Genomic DNA, 19,746 nt, shown 5'->3' on the forward strand with positions numbered 1-19,746 from the left:
TGTCCAGCAAAAGTGTTCACGGTCTTTCCGTGCGCGTGACCTGCTGTTCATCCAGGCGGGGGACCCCGGCGGACAGCGTCGAGCCGCCGCGCGGGCACCAGGAGCGCGCCCCGTGGCGTGCCTCCCAGGCGTCCGCGGGGACGTGGCGGAGCCCTGGGTTCCAGGCGTCAGCGGCTCGGGGATCCGGCGGTCGGTCGCTCGGGGTGAGCGGCGGTTACGGCGGTCAGCGGGTGGCGGCGAGCAGGCTCTCGGCCGTGAGCGCGTCGGTGACGAGCTGGTTGAAGTAGCCGCCCTTGGCCCCCGCGATGATCGAGAGGACCTTCTCCGCGCCGACCGCGATCGCGATCGACACCGGGATGCGGCGCAACTCCTCCAGGCCGGTCGCCACCAGCCGCTCGCTGCCCGGGTAGCCGACGGGCTCGCCGTCACGGTCGTAGAAGCGCGAGCACACGTCCCCGACGGCCTGGCGCAGGCTGGGCGCGTCGCGCGGCACGAAGGCGGGCACGACCTGGCGCATCAGCGGCGGCGAGCCCACGCCGACGATCGCGCACTTGGCGTGCGCCCACAGGTCCATGACGCGGCGCACCGACGGCTCGTGCTGGAGCGAGGAGAACAGCTCGGGGCCCGGCAGGGCGGGCGCGTACAGGTAGCTGGGGACGCCGCCGACCCGCTCGGCGAGCAGCCGGGTGGTCTCGTTCGTCTGGAACCAGGGCTGCGGGTCCTCCTGGCCGCCCACGGCGGGGGCGATCGTCACGCCGGGGAACTGCCCGAGCCCCTCGCGTGCGCACTCGTACACCGTGCTGCCGGACGACACCAGCACCACGTCGCCCGATCGCAGGCCCACTCCGGTCAGCGCCCTGGCCAGCCCGGGAGCCAGCCACGGGCCCAGAGCCGGGCCGCTCACCTTGGGCACCAGGTAGACCCGCTGGAGGTGCAGCGCCTCGGCCACCTCGGCGGCCAGCGGGCCCTCCTCCAGCGTGGCGGGCCGGTGCACCCTGATCTCGACGATGCCCTGCCTGCGCGCCTCGGTCAGCAGCCGGCTCACGGTCGCCCGGCTGACGCCGAGCCGCTTGGCGATGTCGGCCTGGGTGGCGTCCTCCAGGTAGTACTGCGACGCCGCGGCGTACATCAGCTCCTGAGGGAACCGGGCCTCCGGTACGACGTCGGCATGCATGCGCGCGCTCCCTCGGTGCGTGAGTCAGGTGCGTGAGTCAGGTGCGTGAACACTTGTGCTGAACGGATGCGCATCGACTATACCCTCGTGCTCTCCGAGGGAAAGGCTAGCGATCCCGGGCGAAACCTACGCGAGAGCTCCCGCCACCAGGGCGTCACCGAGCGGCGTGCGGGCGTACAGCACGCTGCGCCCGGTACGCGTGCCGCTGATCAGGCCGGTACTGCGGAGTGCGGACAGGTGCCCGCCGGTGGTGCCCACGCTCTGGCCGAGCAGCGCCGCCAGATGCGTGGTGGTGGCGGGCGCGGCCAGCTCCTCGAGGATGCGGGCGCGGGTCCGTCCGATCAGCACGGCCAGCCCCGCCGTGCGTCCGGGCGGCTCGGCTGCGATGCCGCGCGCGGGGTAGACCAGCGCGTACGGCCACGCTTCCTCCAGGTAGGCGCCGACCGCGCTGATGAACACCGACGGCAGGAACAGCAGGCCCCTGCCGCCGAGCCGGTGCAGGCGGTCCAGGCTGCGGAGGCCGAGCTGGATGTGCCCGTCGCCGTGCCACCGGACCTGCTCGCTGAGGTCGTCCAGCGCGGCCGCCCAGCCGTAGGTCGCCAGCCGCCCCGCGCGCTGCACCACGTCCCGCTCCAGGATCGCGTGGAAGCGCGGCCAGTCGGCGGAGATGATCTCCCGCCACAGCGCTTCGTACGCGTCGGCGACGAGCCGCACCACGTCGGGGCCGAGCAGCAGCGCCCGCGTGTGGGCGGAGACCGGCGGCCTGCGCGCCAGCGACCTGGCGATCTCCTCGTGCGCCTGCTCCGTGGGCGTCTCGCGCATCGCGGCCAGCTCGGTCTCGAACGGCACGCTCAGCCCCGCGGGCGGGGGCGCGATGAAGTCGACGTTGTCGGTGCCCTTGTTGCCGGTGATCGCCGCCAGCGTCCGCAGCACCGGATGCCGCCGTTCCAGCTCCCGGTACGTCGCCCGCCGGCGCTCGGCCCAGCGGTGGTGCACCACCGTCTCCGCCCTGCCCTCCAGGACCCACTGCGCGTGCATGGTCTCGATCAGCGGCGAGATGGCGAACCTGCTGGCCGCCACGTCCTGGGAGGTGACCTCGATCCTCGTCACCTTTCGGTTATATCCGAAACAATCGCCTGCGGCGGCGGGCCCCACCACCATCGGTTCCAGGCGGCCCCGCGACCTCCCTCCGGGGCCGCCTTTCCGGTGGCAGGGTTCCTTGACGGATGAGGAGTGCAGGATGAGCGAGCGCGGGGCGACCTTCAGGGACGTGTTCGCCGTCCCCGAGTTCCGGGTGCTGTTCGGCAGCTTCGCGCTGCTGGTCTCCGGCGACTCGATCAAGATGCTGGCCCTGTCGGTGCTCGTGTACGCGCAGACCGGGTCGGCGGGGCTGTCGGCCGCCGCGTACATGGTGGGGTGGCTGCCGTACATCGTGGGCGGGATGTTCCTGCTGTCGCTCGCCGACCGGCTGCCGCCGCGGGGAGTGATGGTCGCCGGAGAGCTGGTCAGGGCGGCGGTGTGCCTGCTGCTGGCGTACGCGGGCCTGCCGGTGCCGGCGATGCTGGCGCTGGTGCTGGTCACCGGCCTGTTCTCGCCGGTCTTCGGCGCCGCGCGCAGCGCCCTGCTCCCGGACGTCCTGCCGGGGGACGCCTTCGTCCTCGGGCGCTCGCTGCTGGGGGTCACCTCGGCGAGCGCCCAGATCGCCGGCCTCGCGGTGGGAGGCGCCTTCCTGGCGGCCACCGGCCCGCACGGCGCGTTGGCTGTCACGGCGGCGCTGTCGGCGGTGGCGGCGGCGGTGCTGCGGCTCGGCCTCCCCGCCCGCCCCGCCCGCGGCACCCCGATCGGGCGCACGACGCAGCCCACCTCGGCGGAGGGCGGCGCGGTGCGGGCGACCGTGCGGGTCAACGGGCGGCTGCTGCGGGATCGGCGGGTTCGGGGACTGCTGCTGGCCAGTTGGCTGCCGTCGATGTGCCTGGCTGGAGCGGAGGCCATGATCGTGCCGTATCTGGGCGGGCAGGGGCAGGCGGGCGTGGTGCTGGCGTCGGCCGCCGGCGGGATGGCGGCCGGGGAGTTCGCGGTGGGCAGGTTCGCGGCCCCGGCGCTCAGGGAGCGGCTGTCGCTGCCGCTCGCGGCGCTGATCGGCCTGCCGTGGCCGGCCTTCCTGATGGGGCCGGGCGTGGGATGGGCGGCGGTGCTCGCGGCGGTCGCCGCCGCCGGGCTGTCCTACCAGCTGGGTCTGCAGCGGCGCTTCCTGGAGGCGGTGCCCGAGGAGGTGCGCGGGCAGGCGTTCGGGCTGCAGTCGGCGGGGCTGATGACCGGCCAGGCCGTCGGGGCGGCGCTGATCGGCGCCCTCGCGGAGGTGGCAGGCGCCCGGATGGCCATCGCCGTGACGGGCGTCGCCGGCATCCTCGTCGCCCTGGCCCTCCACCGCCACCTGCGCCCGGAACCGGCACCGGCGTGGGCCGGTGAGCCGAGCGGGCCGTCAGGGAGGTAGCTCGCCGGAGCCGCGAGGGACGAGGGTCACCGGGAGCCGGACGTGGTTCGCCGGCCCGGTGTCGCCCGACAGCCGGCGGAAGAGGATCTCCGCCGCCGTGCGGCCCATGCCGGCGGGATCCTGCGCCACCACCGTGACGCCCGGCGACAGCAGGTCGGCCAGCTCGAAGTCGTCGAACCCGACCAGGGCCATCCGGTGTCCGGCCAGGGCGCGCAGGGCCGTCACCGTGAGGCGGCCGTTGCCGGTGAACAGGGCGGTGGGCGGGTCGTCGAGGGCGAGCATGCGCTCCAGGTCCGCGCGGACGGCCTCCGGCGAAGGGGCTCGCATGGCCACCAGCCGGTCGTCGTACAGGACGCCGAGGGCGCGCCGGTAGCCTTCGAGGCGCTGGGCGGCGGTGAAGATCGAGGGCTGGTCCGCCAGGAGGGCGATCCGGCGGTGGCCGTGGGCGAGGAGGTGGCGGGTGGCGAGCGCCGCGCCGCCCGCGTTGTCGGTGAGGACGGTGTCGACGTCCAGGCCGGGGCCGGGCGGGCGGTCGGCGAAGACCGCGGGCGTGCCCGCGTCCAGCTCGGGGCGCAGGTAGGAGTGGTCGTCACCGGCGGGCACCACGATGAGCCCGTCCACCCGGCGGGCGCAGAAGGTGCGCACCAGCTCCCGCTCCCTGGTGGGCTCCTCGCCCGACGACCCGCTGAGCAGCAGGCAGCCGTGGCCCACCACGACGTCCTCGACGGCGCGGCTGAGGCTGGAGTAGAACGGGTCGGCGACGTCCTCGATGACCAGGCCGACAGTCGAGGTCGTGCCCCTGCGCAGCACGCGGGCGCTCTCGTTGCGGCTGTAGCCGAGGCGCTCGATCGCGAGGCGCACCCGTTCGGCGGTCGCCGGGTTGACGCCGGGTTCGCCGTTGACGACCCGGGAGACGGTCTTGAGCGCTACTCCCGCGGCCGAGGCGACGTCCTTCATCGTCGGTCTCACCCCTGGATCATTTCCCAAGCAGGACGTGTGGACAACGTTGTCAGCACGTTGTGCGAGAGTGGGTGACCTATGTCGCTGAGATCCGCCTTGCTCGTCGCCGGTTTCGTGCTGGCGGCGCTGAACCTGCGCCCGGCGATCGCGGGCGTCTCCCCGCTGCTCGACGAGATCATGAAGGACGCCGGCCTCACCCCCGCCGCCGGCGGCGCGATCACCACCGTCATGGTGGTCTGCCTGGGCGTGTTCGGGCCGCTCGCGCCGCTGCTCGCGCGCCGCGTCGGGCTCGACCGCACGCTGCTGGCCGGGCTGCTCGTGGTGGCCCTCGGCGTGGTGCTGCGCGCCCTCGACGGCGCGCCCGCGCTCTACGCGGGCTCCGCGATCGCCGCCACGGCCATCGCGGTGATGAACGTCGCCATGCCCGGCATCGTCAAGCAGCACTTCCCGTCACGGGTGAACCTGATGACCGGCGTCTACAGCTCGGCCGTGGTGGCGGGCGCGGCGACGGCGTCCGCGCTGGTCATCCCGCTGGAGCGGGTCACCGGGTACGGGTGGCGGGGCATGTCGGCGCTGATGGCCGTCCCGGCGCTGGCGGCCGCGCTGCTGTGGCTGCCGCAGGCGCTCGGGAAACAGGACGGGCGGCCGAACGGGCCGCGCCCCTTCGGCGCCGTCCTGCGCAGCCGCGTGACCTGGTACGTCACCGCGCTGATGGGCCTGCAGTCGTTCACCTTCTACGTCATGCTGGCCTGGCTGCCGACGATCTTCCTGGACGCGGGCCTGCCCGCCGACCAGGCGGGCTACCTGCTCAGCCTGACGAACCTGGTCCAGGTGGGCGCCACCCTGGCGGTGCCGGTGCTGGCCGGGCGGCGCGCGTCGCAGGTCCCGTACGTGATGGGCGCGGGGGCGCTGACCGTCGCCGGGTACCTGGGCGTGCTGCTGGCCCCGGCGAGCGCGCCCTGGCTGTGGATGGTGGTATTGGGGGTAGGGCAGGGGGCGTCGTTCGCGCTGGCGCTGCTGCTGATCGCGCTGCGCGCGCCCGACCCGGCCTCGGTGACCGCGCTGTCGGCCGTGGCCCAGTCGGTCGGGTACGTGGTGGCGGCGCTGGGGCCGCTGCTGTTCGGGCTGCTCAGGCAGGTCTCCGGCGGTTGGACGGTGCCGCTGGCGGCCGGGATGGCCGTGCTGGGCGCGCAGCTCGTGGCTGGCTGGTTCGCCGGCCGCCCTGCTATCTTAGGTAAGGCTAACCTATAGAGAAGGGCTCCCAGTGTGCTGACCGAGGTGCTCGAACGCTTGGCCGCCGAACGTGGCGGGGTGCTCGGGATCGTGCCGCGCCTGGTCATCGAGCCCGACGAGAGCTGGACTCCCGCGTCCGAGCTGCTGCGGGAGCCGTCAGGGCTGCTGGCCGAGCTGGTCGACAAGACGGCGGCGCGGTGGAACGCGCCGCGCCACGTCGGCTCGGCGCTGTTCTGGAAGACCTACGGGTACTGGCACACGATGCCACTGGCGCTCGGCTGGGCCCTCGACGGCAGAGTCCCGCTGATGCGGCTGGCCGAGACGTACGTCAAGGAGTCGGAGGCCGGGGTGACGATCGGCGCGTCCGGCGTGAGCTGGGCGTCCGGCGCCGCGGCGATCAGGGGCGCGCTGGCCGAGTCGCAGCAGCCGCTGGTCACGGCGATCAGCGAGCTGGCCAAGGTGGGCGAGCGGACCCTCTGGGGCTCGACGGCCGAGGCGTTCGCCCACCCGCTGACCCACATCGTGCCCGCCGACTACATGGCGCTGCTGCGCGAGCTCGGCCCGCCCGTCGACGGGCTGATCGAGCCCGCCCCCGACGGGTTCTTCCGCAGGACCTGCTGCCTGTGGATCACGCTGCCCGGCGTGGAGCCCTGCGGAACCTGCTGCGTCCTCAGGCCACCGCGTCGTCCATAGGACGCAGCTCGTCGGCGTAGCTCACCGAGACGCGGCGCATCACGCCCGTGTCGTCGATGGAGTACTGGCCGAGCCGCCACAGCGGCGGCGAGTAGGCGTGGATCGAGACGCTGCTGTCCACGGCGCCGGTGAGCCGGTGGATGTGGTCGGGGCCGAACGAGAACGACTGGCCCTCCGCGACCACGGTCTCCAGGTGCTCGCCGCCGATGCGCGGGTTGCACTCCCGCAGCGCGCCCTGCACCACGTGGACGGCGCCCGAGGAGATGTCGTGGTCATGCCAGCCCGTGTCGTCCTCGGGACGCCAGCAGAGCAGCCACACGTCCACGTACGCGTCGCGGTAGAGCGAGGCGTAGTGGCGGCCCCCATCGGCGGGGAAGTCCACCTGGTTCTGCCACTCCGCCGGGTTGGCGGCCAGATCGTTCACCAGGGCGCGCAGCTCGCGGCGGTCGAGCGTGCGCTCGGGGAGCCGGGCGCAGGTGCCCCCGTCCTGGATGTGGGTGGCGCTCATGTACGAGTCTCCTTTCTGCCGAGTAGACGACGGGGGTTGGTGACCCGGATGGCGTGGCCGGCGGCCTCGCCCAGCCCGGGGTCGGGTGCGACGGCGTAGGGGGCGTCGGAGCCGTTGACGACGACGTCGATGCCGAGTTCGCGGACGATCGCGTCGATCGCCCGCGGGCCGTAGGAGGAGGTCTCCACGTAGAAGCCGGGATCGACCAGGCCGCGGCCGGTGCCGCCCCTGGCGATCAGCCGCTCCGAGTGGAGCGGCGCCAGCCCGGCGAGCAGCGCGAAGCACACGCGCAGCCTCGGGTGCCTGGGCCTGACGACGGCGTGGAAGTGGTGCCACGAGGCGTGCATCTGCTGCACGTACGGCACCAGCGCGGGCCACCAGGCGGGAGTGCCGGGCGCGCTCGCGGCCGGCCCCGGGTGGACGAACAGCGGCAGGTCCCTGTCGGTGAGCACCTCGAGGAGCCGGTCGTCGGGCACCGCGGTCGCCGGGATCTGCAGGCCGGCGAAGCCCCGGTCGAGGTCCTTGGCCAGCCGGTCGGGGTCGACCTCGCTGTGGCAGGTCGAGGCCCACGCCCGGAACGGCTCGGGCAGGCCGAGCGCGCCGTCGTGGTACGCGTCGAGCAGCGGCCAGGACTCCTCCGGCGGCAGGAACTCGATGCCGAGCGGGCTCGACAGCGAGACCAGCGCCAGTTCGAGGCCGGTGGTGTCGCGCTCGTCGTGGTCGGCGGGGTTCACCTGGTAGGGCGGCTCCCCGTCGAGGATCAGCGTCCAGCCGTCGAGGCGGGGCGAGGACGTGCGGCCGCGCAACGCGCTCACGAACCCGGACGTCCACAGATGCTGATGGACATCGATCGTCACGGCCGCTCACCTCCCTGCATTTCCTACTGGCATAATAGGTTAACAGATCACCTCTAACGCTCGGACCCTAGGTGAAGCGATTCAGTGATACGGTTCAGTGAACCGCTTCACCTCCTTGTTGTCAATGGAGCTGCGGCCTTCTGTCGGTGGCACGCAATAAGCTGGCAGGATGCCTCGCAAGAGAGCGACCATCCGGGAAGTGGCCCAGGCGACCGGCCTGTCGCCGGCCGCCGTCTCCTACGCGCTGCGCGGCCTGCAGGTGTCGGAAGAGACGATGGAACGGGTCCGCGCCGCGGCGGCCGAGCTGGGGTACGAGGCCGACCCCATCGCCAGGGCCCTGGCCAGCGGGCGCACCGGCATGATCGGCCTGCTGTGCGGCTCGCTGGAAGACCTGTGGCAGCAGTCGCTGGCCGTCGGCATCAGCAGGGGTCTGCGGGAGAAGGACCGCTACGCGCTGATCCTCGACGCGGTCGGCGATCCCGCCAGGGAGCGCGCCCTGGCCCAGCAGCTGCGCGACCAGCGGGTCGACGGCATGATCGTGCAGCCGGTCGATCCCGCCGCGCCGTTCTGGCCGGAGCTGTGCGAGTCGCTGCCGGTGGTGTCCATCGGCGACTCGCTGGCGGGCACGGCGGGCGAGGTCGTCTTCGACAACCGGCGCGGCGTCACGCTCGCCCTCGAGCACCTGCGTGACCGCGGCCACCGCCGCGTCACCGTGCTGACCCCGACCATGGTCAGCACCCCCGACCGTCCGGCCGACGTGCACGTCACGGCCGAGGCCGACCGGCTCGGGCTCGGCATCGAGGTGGTCCCCGCCCTGCACGACCTGACCGTCGCCACCGACGCCGCGCACCACGTGCTGCGCGAGGGGGCGCCCACGGCGGTGTTCTGCTTCGCCGACTCGATCGCCTACGGGGTCTACGCGGCGGCCCGCGAGCTCGGCCTGTCGATCCCCGGCGACATCTCGGTCATGGGGTACGACGACCACCCCATGTCCGGCCTGCTCACCCCCGGGCTGACCACGGTCGACTGGAACATCGACGGCATCGTCAAGGCCGCGGTCCGGCTGGTGTCGGCCGCCGCCGACGGGGGCGCCCGGCGCCGCCGGGTCGTCCAGCAGCCGACCCTCAGGGAGCGCGGTTCGGTCGCCGATCTGAGGTGAGCAGCCCGGCGGCCCTGGCGGCGATCGTCTCTCCGGCGATCTTCAGGGGCTCGGTGCTGCGCAGCGCCCTGCTCAGCACGAACGCGCCCTCCAACGCGGCCAGCATCGCGACCACCAGCTCGCGCGCCTCCCGCTGCGAGACTCCGGCCCTGGTGAAGAAGGCGGTGCCGGTGGCGATCCAGTCGGTGAAGACCTCCGCCGTGGCCTGGCGCAGTGGCTCGTTGGTGCTCGCCACCTCCAGGGCCACGGTGGCGATCGGGCAGGCGTCGGCGTAGCCCGTGTCCACGAGGGTCCGGGCCGCTCCGGCGAAGAAGTCACGGACACCGGTCACGGGGTCGGAGGCCGCGTCCATGACGGCGGCGAACAGCTGCCCGTACAGGGCGCCCGAGCGGCGGACGACCTCCGCTCCGAGCTGCTCCTTGCCGCCGGGGAAGAAGTGGTAGATCGAGCCGAAGGGGGCGCCCGCCTCGGCCACGATCTGTTTGAGCCCGGTGCCGGTGTACCCCTGACGCCTGAACAGCCCGGCACTGGCGTCCATGATGCGGTCCTTGGTCGGTGGCATCCGTCCCCCTTCGTCGGTGGCCGCTACTCTATCGCTAGAGCGATCTATCAAGAGCGGAGGCGGGCGTGCCCGAGATCGAGCTGAGCGCGGGGGTCGTCGAGTACCAGGACACCGGAGGCGACGGGCCCGTCATCGTCTTCCTGCACGGGCTGACCATCGACTCCACGGTGTGGCGGAAGGTGCTGCCCGAGCTGTCGGGCGCCTACCGGTGCGTGCTGCCGACGCTGCCGCTGGGCAGCCACCGGCGTCCCATGCGCGCCGACGCGGACCTGTCGCTGCGCGGGCTCGCGCTGCTCGTGGGGGAGTTCCTGGAGCGGCTCGACCTGCGCGAGGTGACCCTGGTGCTCAACGACTGGGGCGGCGGGCAGGTGCTCATCGCCGAGGGCGGGGGCGAGCGGGTGGGCCGCCTGGTGCTCACCGCCTGCGAGGCGTTCGACAACTATCCGCCGGGGCTGCCGGGGCGGGCCATCGCCACGGCGGCGAGCATCCCGGGCGGGCTCTGGCTGACCATGCGGCTGCTCCGGCTGCGCGCCATGCGCCGCGCGCCGGGCAGCTGGGGGTGGATGAGCAAGCGGCCCGTCCCCGACGACGTCATGGACGGCTGGTTCCGGCCGGCGACGACCCACCGGGCGATCCGCCGGGACCTGGGCAAGTACGCCCGCTCCACCCCGCCGAAGGCCGTGCTGCTCGACTGGGCGGAACGGATGCGCACGTTCGACGGCCCCGTCCTGGTCGCCTGGGCGACCGAGGACCGGCTGATGCCCCGCGCCCACGGTCGCAGGCTCGCCGAGTTGTTCCCCGACGCCACGCTGGTGGAGATCGACGACAGCTACACGCTGATCCCGGAGGACCGGCCCGAGGCGCTGGCGGCCGCCATCCACACCTTCATGCAGACCCCTCTCACGACGAGGTGAGGGCGCGGCGGGCGTCCTCGATGTCGGACGTGAGCACCCGGTCCGGGGTCGCGATCTGGCGGCGGTGGTACAGGGCGCGGGTGGCGGCCACCCGCTCGCACGCCAGCACGATCTCCAGCGGCTCCAGGCAGCGCAGCGCGTACCTGGCGGCCTGGGTGGCGAAGCTCGCGTGGTCCTCGGTGCCCCGGGAGATCACGGCGGTTCCGGTCGTGACCGGCGTGGCGAGATGGCGCAGCTCGGCCAGCGCGTCCTGGGCGACGTACTCCAGGATCATCGCCCCCGACCCACCAGGGCTGGCCGCGAGGAACGGCAGCAGCCCGGTGTACGACGGCTCCATGAGCGTGGCCAGCCGGGCCGTGCTGAGCTGGGCCGTCTGCGCCAGCGCCGCGCGCAGCGCGTCGAGCGCGAGCGCCACCGGCGCCGCGTGGAAGTTGCCGTTGTGCCAGGCCAGCCCGTCGGCGATGAGCGGGTTCTCGGTGGCGGCGTTCACGTCGGTCTCGACCACGTCGCGCGCCCGGTCGAGGGTGTCCAGCGCCGCGCCGTGCACCTGGGCGAACGCGCGGTAGCCGTACGGGTCCTGGACGCGCGGGGACGGCTCGTGCGCGATCAGGCCGCGCAGCCGGGCCGCCGTGGCCGCCTGCCCGGAGTGCGGACGCGCCTCCTGGACGACCGCGGCCAGCGGCTCCGCCGACGCCTCGACGGCCGCGAAGCTGAACGCGGCGACGTCCACCGCCGCCTCCAGCAGCCTGCGCAGCCGGTGGCAGGCCAGCGCCGAGTCGGCGAGCGTCGCGGCGCCCGAGCTGATGAAGGGCAGCGCGTCGCGGGAGGCCAGCGGGTAGCGCGGCCCGGCCGCGCCCGGCGACGGCGAGTTCCAGGGCAGCTCGCCGAGCAGGCACAGCGCGGTGGTGGCCAGGGCGGTGAGGTCGCCCGTGCCGATCGCGCCGTACGTCCTGATCGGCGGGGTGAAGCCGCCGTTGATGGCGTCGGCGAGGACGGGCAGCACGCCCGGGTCCACGCCGGAGCCGCCCGCGAGGAGCTGGTTCAGCCGGACGACCAGCATCGCCCGGGCGCGCTCAGGTTCGACCGGCGCGCCCACGCCGCCCGCGTGGCTGCGCAGCAGGTCGAACCCGCCGTCCTCGACGTCGGTGTCCTTGTTGGCGCCCACCCCGGTGCTCTGCCCGTACACGGGGCCCCTCAGCTCCTGGGCCGCGCCCCACGCCTCCCGGGCCCGATCCAGGGACGAGATCGTGACCCGGGCACCGTCGTAACCGACCTCGTGGATCTGCGCGCATGTCAGGCCGGCGCCGTCGAGTTTCATGAGTGTTCAGTCGTTGTCGGGGATGAACAGGCCCAGCAGCCAGCTCACCACGCTGATGATGATCGCGCCCCAGAAGGCGGCAGGGTAGAAGTTGTCGACGTGGAAGGGGACGCTGAACTGCCCGGCGATCCAGCTCGTCAACAGCAGCATGGCCGCGTTGATCACAAGCAGGAACAGGCCGAGCGTGAGGACGATGAGCGCACAGCCAAGGGTCTTGACGATCGGCTTCACGATGGCGTTGATGACACCGAAGATCAGCGCCACGATGAGGAGCGTGCCCCAGTACTTGGGGGAGTTCTGGGCGGTGTTGACGGCGATGCCGGGGACGAACTGGATGGCCACCCACAGGGCGGCCGCGGCCGCCAGCAATCTGATGATGAATCTCACGCTGCTTGATACTCCCATTACCGCTCGGGGTTCCGATAGGGGTGCGGTGCCCGGGAAGAGGGATCGTTCTGGCGTTATCTGGGGCGGTATTGAGGGAACAGGGGTGCAAGGAGGAAGTGCGATGGACGCCAAGGAGCTCGAGTCGCTGACGGCGAGCGAACTGCACGACCGGGCGGTGCGCTACGCCGTGCACCATGGGGACCTCGGTTTCCTGTGGAAACTGCTGACGGTGATCCCGGCCGCCGAGGCCGCGAGCGGTCACGACACAGAGACGGCGAACGACCTGACCCGCGTGTCCGCGCTGCTCAGCGACGCCCTCGCCGCCGGCGAGGGCGATCTCGGTGAGGCTCTGCGCCCCATCTACATCGAGTATCTGAGCAAGCACCCTGACGCCTAACCCGCCAGGCGGGCCTCCGCCCCGCCGTACATCGCGAAACCTGGCGTGCTGAACTCCTGTCCGTCCCGGCCGACGATCAGTGTCTCGTACGGTTCCGTCAACTCCATGGCGAAGCGCCTGCCCAGGACCGGGCCCATGGCGTAGACGGCTGTCGCGTAGGCGTCGGCGACGCCCAGGTCGGGGCCGATCACGGTGACCGAGCTCAGCGCGTCCTGGAGCTCGCCGGTGCGCGGGTCCACGATCTTCGCGTCACCCGAGGTGGCGATGCCCAGGTCGTGGCCGAAGACGACCTTGCGGACCAGGCCGGTGCGCGGGTCGCGGACGCCGACCCGCCAGCGCTTGCCCGGAGTGGCCGAGCCGCGCACCCTGATGTCGCCGCCCGCGTTGATCCGGTGGTCGACGGCCCCGGCTTGGGTGAGCGCGCGAGACAGCCGCTCCAGCGCCCACCCCTTGATGTAGCCCGACGGATCGATGACGCCGCCGATCCGCGACTCGAACCAGCCGTCCGTGGCGACGCTCAGCTCGTCACAGCGGTGCAGCACCTCGATGAGCTCGGGGATCTGCTCGATGGTCTGGCCCCGGTTGAGGCGTGCGATCTGACTGTTCTCCCTGCTCGGGTTGAAGGTGGCGTCCACCCAGCGCAGCCAGGCGAAGGCGTTGTCGAGCAGGGGGGTCAGCTCTCGGGGCGGCAGGGCCGTGCGGATGTCCACGCTTACGGGCCTGCCCATGACCATCTCCACACGGGCGCTTCCGGGGAAAGTCATCACCTTTGCCTCCTCTTCCGCAGCAACCGTCCCACGGGCTGCGTAATGGCGGGTTAAACCCTTTGCCCTGGCTTGTCATGGAACAGGAGGCTAAGGTAACGATAGGTTAAAGTTTTTGTACAGGTTTGGTATGAATCTGCGTGGCGGGCACGGAGAGTCGCGACAAGGCTCCGCGGACGTACCGCCGGAACGGCCGCGGACCCGCGACGAGCACCTCGCGCCGGGCGATGTCGGGCACCTGCCTGCGCAGGCCCGACGCGCTCAGCCGCTCCTTGGCCCGCGGGTCGTGCTCCTGGCCGACCACCAGCACCAGACCGTGCCTGGCCGCCAGCTCGCGCAGCTCGGGGGTGGCGGCGTCGGTGCGGTAGACGACCACCAGGTCCTCGCGCGAGACGAGCAGCTCCCGCAGTCTCGCAGGGGCCATGCCCGTCGCGACGAGCAGGGCGCCGCTCGTGGCGGGGACGGTGTGGCTCCAGACGGCCATCACGGCCGCCATGCCGTACAGGAGGAGGGAGCCGGTGCGGCTGAGGCTGGTCACGTACGCGGTCGAGCTGAACTGGTGGACGAGCAGCAGCCCGCCCGCGAGGTAGCCGCCGAGCCGCAGCCGCTGCCTGGCCTGCTCGGACCTGAACAGGTCCGCCGCCCTGACCGAGAGCAGGCCGAGCGCGACGAGCAGCGCCGCGACGGCGTACGCCGTGGGACGCCACGGGTAACCGAATCCCGGCTGGATCGCCCCGAACTCCGCGACCGCGACGCCGCACCAGAAGAGGATGGGCCACTGATTCGTCTTCACCTCGCTAGCCATGCCTTCGACGATGCGTGCCGAACATGAGAGCCGTCTGAGTAAGGTCTGAAACATGGCTAACGTGCGTGTTGAGCGGACCGAAGACGGTGGATTCCGGGCGACCAACGCCCGAGGTGCGGAAGTGCAGATCGGGGGCGGCGACCAGGACGGCGTCTTCACCCCCGTCGAGCTGTTGCTGGCGGCGGTGGGCGGGTGCAACATCGTGACCGTCGAACCCCTCACGGCGAAGCGCGGGCATCGGCTCGTCCGCCTGGCGATGACCGTCGCGTCGGAGAAGGTCGAGCCGAACCTGCTCGGGCCCGTCACCGTGACCTACGACGTGGAGGTCCCCTCCGAGGAGGCCGACGAGGTCTTCAGGGCGGTGGCGGAGCGCGTCCATGAGAAGTACTGCACGGTCAGCCGGTCCCTTCAGGAAGGGACGGAGGTCCGTTTGGAGGTTCCGTAGCCGGATTAGGCCGACATTCGACTCGGTTATGACGCGTCCGTTGCATTCCTCTCGGTAGTGTCGAAGCAGGTCAAGGGACCGATGAGCTCTTTGCCGAAGCGGACGCGGAGGGGGACCGCCGTCTGCAGTGCGGGACCGCCGATGTTTTTGGGGGAAGACATTGGCCTGGACCGCCGTCGGTCGGGGTCGGGCAGGTTTGGGGGAAACTGCCCGACCCCGACGCATGTCCACCGCCAGACCGTCGCATGACCCGATCGTTGCGAGTTGGCCTCGTGTCCACCGCTGGGCCGCGTCATGAGGCCGACCGTCGCATCAGCCCACCCGGCCCGGCCATCGCAGAGGCCCGACCGGCGCGGAGTCCATGTGGCGCTCGCGTCAGGGCGGCGCGGGGGCGCTTCGTCCGCGCCCCATTTCCATCCGTTCTGGGGACTCTCGCTCCAAATCATGCGTATTGTTCGGTTACGTGACAAAGGTCCTTATTGATTGCGATCCGGGCATCGACGACGCGCTGGCTCTGGCGCTCCTGGCCGGGTCCTCCCTGGAGCTGGTCGGCATCACCACCGTCGGCGGCAACGTCGACCTCGCGCTGACCACCGCGAACGCGCTGTCGCTCAGGGAGTTCCTCGACCTCGGCGACGTCCCGGTCACTCCCGGCAGCGCCGGCGCCCTGGTCCGGCAGACCGTCCGGGCGGCGCACGTGCACGGCGTCTCCGGCCTCGGCGAGGCCGTCCTGCCGCCCGCCGTCCGTCCCGTCGCGGACGGGCACGCCGTGGACTTCATCGTGAACACCCTCAGAGCCGCCCCCGGCGAGATCACGCTCGTGGCCACGGGCCCGCTGACGAACATCGCCCTCGCCGTGCGCCGCGAGCCCCGCATCGTCGAGTGGGCGCGCGACTTCGTCATCATGGGCGGTTCGTACACCCGCGGCAACCACAACCCGGCGGCCGAGTTCAACATGCTGGCCGACCCCGAGGCGGCCGCGATCGCCTTCGACGCCGGCTGGACGGTCAAGATGCTCGGCCTGGACGTGACCCTGAAGGCCGTGGTCACCCGCGCCGTCCTGGACCGCATGCGCCCGCTGGGCCGCCTCGCCGACCTCCTGGTCCCGGCGGCGGGCTTCTACGGAGCGATCACGGAGGACAGCGGCCCGGCTATCCACGACGCCTGCGCGGTGGCGTACGTGATGGACCCGACGCTGTTCGGCTGCGCTCCGGCGGTGGTCAACGTGGAGACGACCGGCACGTACACGTCCGGCATGACGGTCACGGACTTCAAGGTGCCCGGCGGCCGGCCGAACGCCCTGGTGGCGACCTCCGTGGACGTGGAATGCTTCTGGGAGCTGGTGCTGGGGGCGTACGAGAAGCTGGCTGAGCGTCTCGGCTGATGTGCAAGGGAGTGTGCGGTGGCTGCTACAGTTATTCCTGTCGCAAGCGCCGCTAGCTCAGTTGGTCAGAGCAGCTGACTCTTAATCAGCGGGTCCGGGGTTCGAGTCCCTGGCGGCGCACAGACAGAAAGCCCAGGCTGGTATTTCCGGCCTGGGCTTTCTCTCTTTCGGCTGCGGCTATCAGTTGGCGTCGGGAAATGTGTGGTCGCAGTCTCCGCATCGGCGGTCGGCGATCCGGTCCCGGTTTCCTGCCTGCGCGCGTACGGGATTGTCCGGGCCGATGCTGGTCCACAGGCCCGGGCGGGGGCGGGGAATCCAGCCCCAGGCGCTCTCCATGCGCTCCCGGCCGGCCGTGTGGTTGCACCCTTCCGGCAGGTGCGCGCACTGGTTGGGCGAGATCAGGATCTCGAAGGGGACGAACGCGGTCACCGGCGGGCCCGCGCATGAGCAGCCGAGTCCGATGGGGAGGTCGCACCGTTCACAACGCGTTTCATTCACGTGGACATTATCGATAACCGATCCGAGCTGTTGTCCATGAAAGTTCGGCCCGAGAGAATGCGGGATATACGGTGTCCGCGCAGCTCAAGGCAGGTTTCGCGATAAATGCAGATGCGTCCCTATTGGGCCGCGCTACCCTTGCTCCAAGGGCAGGCATTCCGGTGGAGCGGGTGTGATGGACGAGCGGCGGATGGTGCGGATCTCCAAGTACCTGGCCAAGCACCTACGGCACCAGCCGGAACGGATCGGCATCACCCTCGACGCCCACGGCTGGGTGGAGGTGGAGGCGCTGCTCACGGCGGCGGCCGAGCACGGGTTCACGATCTCCCGCGCCGAGCTGGAGCAGGTCGTCGCCGGCAACGACAAGCGCCGGTACGCCATCGAGGTCGGGAGGATCCGGGCCAGCCAGGGCCATTCGGTACGCGTCGACCTGGAGCTGCCGCCCGCCGACCCGCCGGAGTACCTGTACCACGGGACCGTGCCCAGAAGCCTGGCCGCGATCCGGGCAGAGGGGCTGCGGCCGATGAACCGCCACCACGTCCACCTGTCGCCGGACCGCGAGACCGCCACCCGGGTCGGCGCCCGCCGCGGCGCCCCGGTCGTCCTGGCGGTGCACGCCGGGGCGATGCACCGGGCCGGGCACCGGTTCCACCTCAGCGCCAACGGCGTCTGGCTGGCCGACCACGTCCCGCCGGCCTTCATCCGCTTCCCGAGCTGACCCGCGCCCCGAGCGACCGCGTCCCGGGAGCTGATGCGCGCCGCGCGAAGTGAACAGGTCCCGCGCTGACCGTGCGTCTCGACGGCCCTCATCCGTTTCCCCAGCTGACCTGTGCCCCGAGACGTCGTTCACCGCTGGGAACGCTCGCGGTCGTGCAGAATGTCGGCCCATGACTGCCTATCCAGTGGGTGAGACCGCGCTCGTGGTCAACGTCCCCTCCGCCGAGCCGGTGGTGGGGGTGTGGCGCGAGCGCTACGACCGCTCGGCCGCGTACGGCGTCTCCGCCCATGTCACCGTGCTCGCCCCCTTCCTGCGCCGCGACCGGCTCGACGACGCGGTCATGGCCGAACTGCGCCAGCTGTTCGCCGCACGGGAACCGTTCGACGTCAGATTCGAGCGGACCGCCCGGTTCCCGGGCCTGCTCTACCTCGCGCCCCAGCCCGACACCGCGCTACGGGAGCTCACCGACCTGGTGGTGCGGCGCTGGCCGGAAGCGCCGCCGTACGGCGGGAAGTACGGCGAGGTCGTCCCGCACCTGACGGTCGCCGACACCGACGACGCGGACACGCTGGCGGCGATCGAGGCGGCTCTGACGCTCCCGGTCACCGCGCGCGCGTCCGGCGTGACCCTGCTGGTCTTCGACGGTACGGCCTGGCGGGCGGAGGCGTTCTTCCCGCTCGGTGAACTGCCGCCCACGGAGTTCGCCTTCCCCGGCCCGCTCCGCGACAAGCTGGTCGCGGCGATCCTGAGCGGCGAGAAGACGGCGACCACGGGGTTGCCGGCCGACTACGAGCACTCCGGTGATCCGCTGCCGTCGGCGGGGCAGTGGGGCGCGGTCGTCGACTCGAACGGCCGGCCCGCCGCGTTGATCGAGACGGTCGAGGTGCGGGTACTGCCCATCAGGGCCGTCGACGACGCGTTCGCCCAGGCCGAAGGCGAGGGCTACGCCACGGCCGCCGAGTGGCGTGCCGTGCACGAGCGGTTCTGGCAGGGGCCCGAGATGACCGCCTTTCTCGGCCACACCCCGGTGATCGACGACGACACGCTCGTGGTGACCGAGCGCTTCCGCGTCCTCGAACGGTTCTAGGAGCGTGGAGCTGGTCACCAGCCCTGGGTGCGGAGGAATCTGGCGCAGGCGGTGGTCCACTCGCCGGCGCCTGGCTCGGCCTCGGCCAGGCCCAGGCCGTGCTTGCCGTTCGGGTACACGTGCAGCTCGACCGGGACCTGGTGGGCCGCCAGTGCCGAGGCCAGGAGCAGTGAGTTGTCGACGGGAACCACGTCGTCCTCGGTGGTGTGCCAGAGGAACACGGGCGGGGTGGCCGGGCCGGCCCGGTGCTGGAGCGACAGCCCCGCGAGTTGCGCCCCCGCCGGTTCCGGGCCGAGGAGGTTCGTGACGGACCCCTGGTGGGCGGGCGCACCGCTGAGCGTCACCACCGGGTAGCACAGGACGGCCACACCGGGCCGCGCGTCTTTGCGGTCGATCTCGTCGTGGGGGCCTTCGGGCAGCATGGCGGCGGTCTCGGTGGCGAGCAGCCCGGCCAGGTGGCCTCCGGCGGAGAAACCGAGGACGCCCACGCGAAGCGGGTCCACCCCCCACTCGGACGCGTGGTGCCGGACGAACCGCATCGCCCTGGCGGCGTCCAGCAGCGGCAGCGGATGGCGGTGCGGCGCGACCCGGTAACGCAGGACGAAAGCGGCGATGCCGAGCGTGTTGAGCCAGCGGGCGACCGGCTCCCCCTCGTGGCCGGCCTGCCTGGCGTACCCGCCGCCGGGCAGCACCACGATCGCCGGCCCGCCGCCCTCCACCGGGTAGGCGGTGAGCGTCGCCGGAGTCGGCACGGGCCACAACTGGTGCTCGGTCATCTCTGCCTTCCGATGGGGGGAATGGCGCTCACCCTACCTTTCGGGGCGGAGAGTTCACCCCATGGCCGGAGTGGACACGACGGTCGCTCAGGTGGTCGTCAGGTCGCGTTGCATCAGGGACGTGTCGATCCACCGGTCGTGCTTGTGCCCCACGCCGGTGAGGCGCCCCGCCGGGCTGAAGCCGAAGTGACGGTGCAGGGCTTCCGAGGCGCCGCTGCCGGTGTCGGCGATCACCGCGATGACCTGCCGCGTGTCCGTCTTCTCCAGGTCTGTCAGCAGCGCGCCGAGCAGGAGCCTGCCCAGCCCGCGGCCGGTGCGGCCGGGTGCGATGTAGATGGTGTCCTCGACGGTGTGCCGGTAGGCCGGTTTGGGACGCCACGGCCCGGCGTAGGTGTACCCGGCCACCTCGTCGCCCTCCGCCGCGACCAGGAACGGCAGGCCCCGGCCGGTCAGCTCGTCCAGCCGCCGCCGCCAGTCGTCGACGGTGGGCGGGACCTCCTCGAAGGTGGCGACGCTGTGCGCGACGTAGTGCTCGTAGATCGCGGCCACGGCGGGCAGGTCAGCGGCCGTCGCGGGACGGACCGCCATCTCGGGAGGCGACATGGGGCGGCTC

23 protein-coding genes and 1 tRNA gene are annotated in these 19,746 nt (G+C 72.1%); 11 read left to right on the forward strand and 13 right to left on the reverse strand.

Annotated elements, in window-relative coordinates; all coding sequences use genetic code 11:
- Positions 1 to 223: 223 nt before the first annotated feature.
- Positions 224 to 1,174: a sugar-binding transcriptional regulator gene (locus ABT294_RS24315; RefSeq protein WP_350808538.1), complete on the reverse strand. Its 951-nt coding sequence runs from the start codon at positions 1,172 to 1,174 to the stop codon at positions 224 to 226.
- A 126-nt stretch (positions 1,175 to 1,300) separates the two neighbouring features.
- Positions 1,301 to 2,284: an ArsR/SmtB family transcription factor gene (locus tag ABT294_RS24320; RefSeq protein ID WP_350808539.1), complete on the reverse strand. Its 984-nt coding sequence runs from the start codon at positions 2,282 to 2,284 to the stop codon at positions 1,301 to 1,303.
- Between the two features lie 130 nt (positions 2,285 to 2,414).
- On the opposite strand from ABT294_RS24320, the gene ABT294_RS24325 reads away from it, so the two are divergent.
- Positions 2,415 to 3,668: an MFS transporter gene (locus tag ABT294_RS24325; protein ID WP_350808540.1), complete on the forward strand. Its 1,254-nt coding sequence runs from the start codon at positions 2,415 to 2,417 to the stop codon at positions 3,666 to 3,668.
- Here ABT294_RS24325 and ABT294_RS24330 read toward each other — a convergent pair.
- Positions 3,657 to 4,637, reverse strand: coding sequence for a LacI family DNA-binding transcriptional regulator (locus ABT294_RS24330; protein ID WP_350808541.1), 981 nt, complete (start codon positions 4,635 to 4,637; stop codon positions 3,657 to 3,659). The genes ABT294_RS24325 and ABT294_RS24330 overlap by 12 nt on opposite strands.
- Before the next feature lie 69 nt (positions 4,638 to 4,706).
- Between ABT294_RS24330 and ABT294_RS24335 the strand changes: the two genes are divergently transcribed.
- Entirely contained in the window at positions 4,707 to 5,879 is a 1,173-nt protein-coding gene (locus tag ABT294_RS24335; RefSeq protein ID WP_350808542.1) for a CynX/NimT family MFS transporter, read from the forward strand.
- Between the two features lie 27 nt (positions 5,880 to 5,906).
- A complete protein-coding gene (locus ABT294_RS24340) occupies positions 5,907 to 6,554 on the forward strand; it encodes a (2Fe-2S)-binding protein (RefSeq protein WP_350808543.1) in 648 nt (215 codons plus the stop codon).
- Here ABT294_RS24340 and ABT294_RS24345 read toward each other — a convergent pair.
- On the reverse strand, positions 6,532 to 7,062 hold the full coding sequence (locus ABT294_RS24345; RefSeq protein ID WP_350808544.1) for a cysteine dioxygenase: 531 nt from the start codon (positions 7,060 to 7,062) through the stop codon (positions 6,532 to 6,534). The two genes, ABT294_RS24340 and ABT294_RS24345, sit on opposite strands and share 23 nt — an antisense overlap.
- The gene (locus tag ABT294_RS24350) at positions 7,059 to 7,919 is read right to left on the reverse strand and encodes an amidohydrolase family protein (RefSeq protein ID WP_350808545.1); all 861 of its coding nucleotides are present in this window, start codon (positions 7,917 to 7,919) and stop codon (positions 7,059 to 7,061) included. The genes ABT294_RS24345 and ABT294_RS24350 overlap by 4 nt, the downstream gene beginning before the upstream one ends.
- 169 nt (positions 7,920 to 8,088) lie before the next feature.
- Between ABT294_RS24350 and ABT294_RS24355 the strand changes: the two genes are divergently transcribed.
- A complete protein-coding gene (locus ABT294_RS24355) occupies positions 8,089 to 9,078 on the forward strand; it encodes a LacI family DNA-binding transcriptional regulator (RefSeq protein ID WP_350808546.1) in 990 nt (329 codons plus the stop codon).
- Here ABT294_RS24355 and ABT294_RS24360 read toward each other — a convergent pair.
- Positions 9,044 to 9,640: a TetR/AcrR family transcriptional regulator gene (locus tag ABT294_RS24360; protein ID WP_350808547.1), complete on the reverse strand. Its 597-nt coding sequence runs from the start codon at positions 9,638 to 9,640 to the stop codon at positions 9,044 to 9,046. The two genes, ABT294_RS24355 and ABT294_RS24360, sit on opposite strands and share 35 nt — an antisense overlap.
- Before the next feature lie 65 nt (positions 9,641 to 9,705).
- Here ABT294_RS24360 and ABT294_RS24365 point away from each other — a divergent pair, with 65 nt between their 5' ends.
- Entirely contained in the window at positions 9,706 to 10,554 is an 849-nt protein-coding gene (locus ABT294_RS24365) for an alpha/beta fold hydrolase (RefSeq protein ID WP_350808548.1), read from the forward strand.
- Here ABT294_RS24365 and ABT294_RS24370 read toward each other — a convergent pair.
- The gene (locus ABT294_RS24370) at positions 10,541 to 11,872 is read right to left on the reverse strand and encodes an aromatic amino acid ammonia-lyase (RefSeq protein ID WP_350808549.1); all 1,332 of its coding nucleotides are present in this window, start codon (positions 11,870 to 11,872) and stop codon (positions 10,541 to 10,543) included. The two genes, ABT294_RS24365 and ABT294_RS24370, sit on opposite strands and share 14 nt — an antisense overlap.
- A gap of 6 nt (positions 11,873 to 11,878) precedes the next feature.
- Positions 11,879 to 12,259, reverse strand: a complete 381-nt coding sequence (locus ABT294_RS24375; protein ID WP_350808550.1) for a phage holin family protein — start codon at positions 12,257 to 12,259, stop codon at positions 11,879 to 11,881.
- 121 nt (positions 12,260 to 12,380) lie between these two features.
- Here ABT294_RS24375 and ABT294_RS24380 point away from each other — a divergent pair, with 121 nt between their 5' ends.
- Entirely contained in the window at positions 12,381 to 12,656 is a 276-nt protein-coding gene (locus ABT294_RS24380; protein ID WP_350808551.1) for a hypothetical protein, read from the forward strand.
- On the opposite strand, the gene ABT294_RS24385 is transcribed toward ABT294_RS24380, so the two are convergent.
- The gene (locus ABT294_RS24385) at positions 12,653 to 13,384 is read right to left on the reverse strand and encodes an FAD:protein FMN transferase (RefSeq protein ID WP_350808552.1); all 732 of its coding nucleotides are present in this window, start codon (positions 13,382 to 13,384) and stop codon (positions 12,653 to 12,655) included. The genes ABT294_RS24380 and ABT294_RS24385 overlap by 4 nt on opposite strands.
- Before the next feature lie 142 nt (positions 13,385 to 13,526).
- Positions 13,527 to 14,225, reverse strand: coding sequence for a ferric reductase-like transmembrane domain-containing protein (locus ABT294_RS24390; RefSeq protein ID WP_350808553.1), 699 nt, complete (start codon positions 14,223 to 14,225; stop codon positions 13,527 to 13,529).
- 52 nt (positions 14,226 to 14,277) lie between these two features.
- Here ABT294_RS24390 and ABT294_RS24395 point away from each other — a divergent pair, with 52 nt between their 5' ends.
- The 3 genes from ABT294_RS24395 (at position 14,278) to ABT294_RS24405 (ending at position 16,174) form a co-directional block, all read left to right on the forward strand.
- A complete protein-coding gene (locus ABT294_RS24395; protein WP_350808554.1) occupies positions 14,278 to 14,670 on the forward strand; it encodes an OsmC family protein in 393 nt (130 codons plus the stop codon).
- Positions 14,671 to 15,133: 463 nt separating this feature from the next.
- Entirely contained in the window at positions 15,134 to 16,054 is a 921-nt protein-coding gene (locus ABT294_RS24400) for a nucleoside hydrolase (protein WP_350808555.1), read from the forward strand.
- 46 nt (positions 16,055 to 16,100) lie between these two features.
- Positions 16,101 to 16,174, forward strand: a tRNA-Lys gene (locus ABT294_RS24405).
- Between the two features lie 60 nt (positions 16,175 to 16,234).
- Here ABT294_RS24405 and ABT294_RS24410 read toward each other — a convergent pair.
- On the reverse strand, positions 16,235 to 16,552 hold the full coding sequence (locus ABT294_RS24410) for a hypothetical protein (protein ID WP_350808556.1): 318 nt from the start codon (positions 16,550 to 16,552) through the stop codon (positions 16,235 to 16,237).
- A 175-nt stretch (positions 16,553 to 16,727) separates the two neighbouring features.
- Between ABT294_RS24410 and ABT294_RS24415 the strand changes: the two genes are divergently transcribed.
- On the forward strand, positions 16,728 to 17,270 hold the full coding sequence (locus tag ABT294_RS24415) for an RNA 2'-phosphotransferase (RefSeq protein ID WP_350808557.1): 543 nt from the start codon (positions 16,728 to 16,730) through the stop codon (positions 17,268 to 17,270).
- 169 nt (positions 17,271 to 17,439) lie between these two features.
- Positions 17,440 to 18,357: a 2'-5' RNA ligase family protein gene (locus tag ABT294_RS24420; protein ID WP_350808558.1), complete on the forward strand. Its 918-nt coding sequence runs from the start codon at positions 17,440 to 17,442 to the stop codon at positions 18,355 to 18,357.
- 14 nt (positions 18,358 to 18,371) lie between these two features.
- On the opposite strand, the gene ABT294_RS24425 is transcribed toward ABT294_RS24420, so the two are convergent.
- The gene (locus ABT294_RS24425; protein WP_350808559.1) at positions 18,372 to 19,133 is read right to left on the reverse strand and encodes an alpha/beta hydrolase; all 762 of its coding nucleotides are present in this window, start codon (positions 19,131 to 19,133) and stop codon (positions 18,372 to 18,374) included.
- Between the two features lie 87 nt (positions 19,134 to 19,220).
- A complete protein-coding gene (locus ABT294_RS24430; protein WP_350808560.1) occupies positions 19,221 to 19,736 on the reverse strand; it encodes a GNAT family N-acetyltransferase in 516 nt (171 codons plus the stop codon).
- Positions 19,737 to 19,746 lie beyond the last annotated feature (10 nt).

The sequence above is a fragment of the Nonomuraea sp. NPDC000554 genome, assembly GCF_040300065.1.
In the GTDB taxonomy this organism is placed as follows: Bacteria; Actinomycetota; Actinomycetes; order Streptosporangiales; family Streptosporangiaceae; genus Nonomuraea.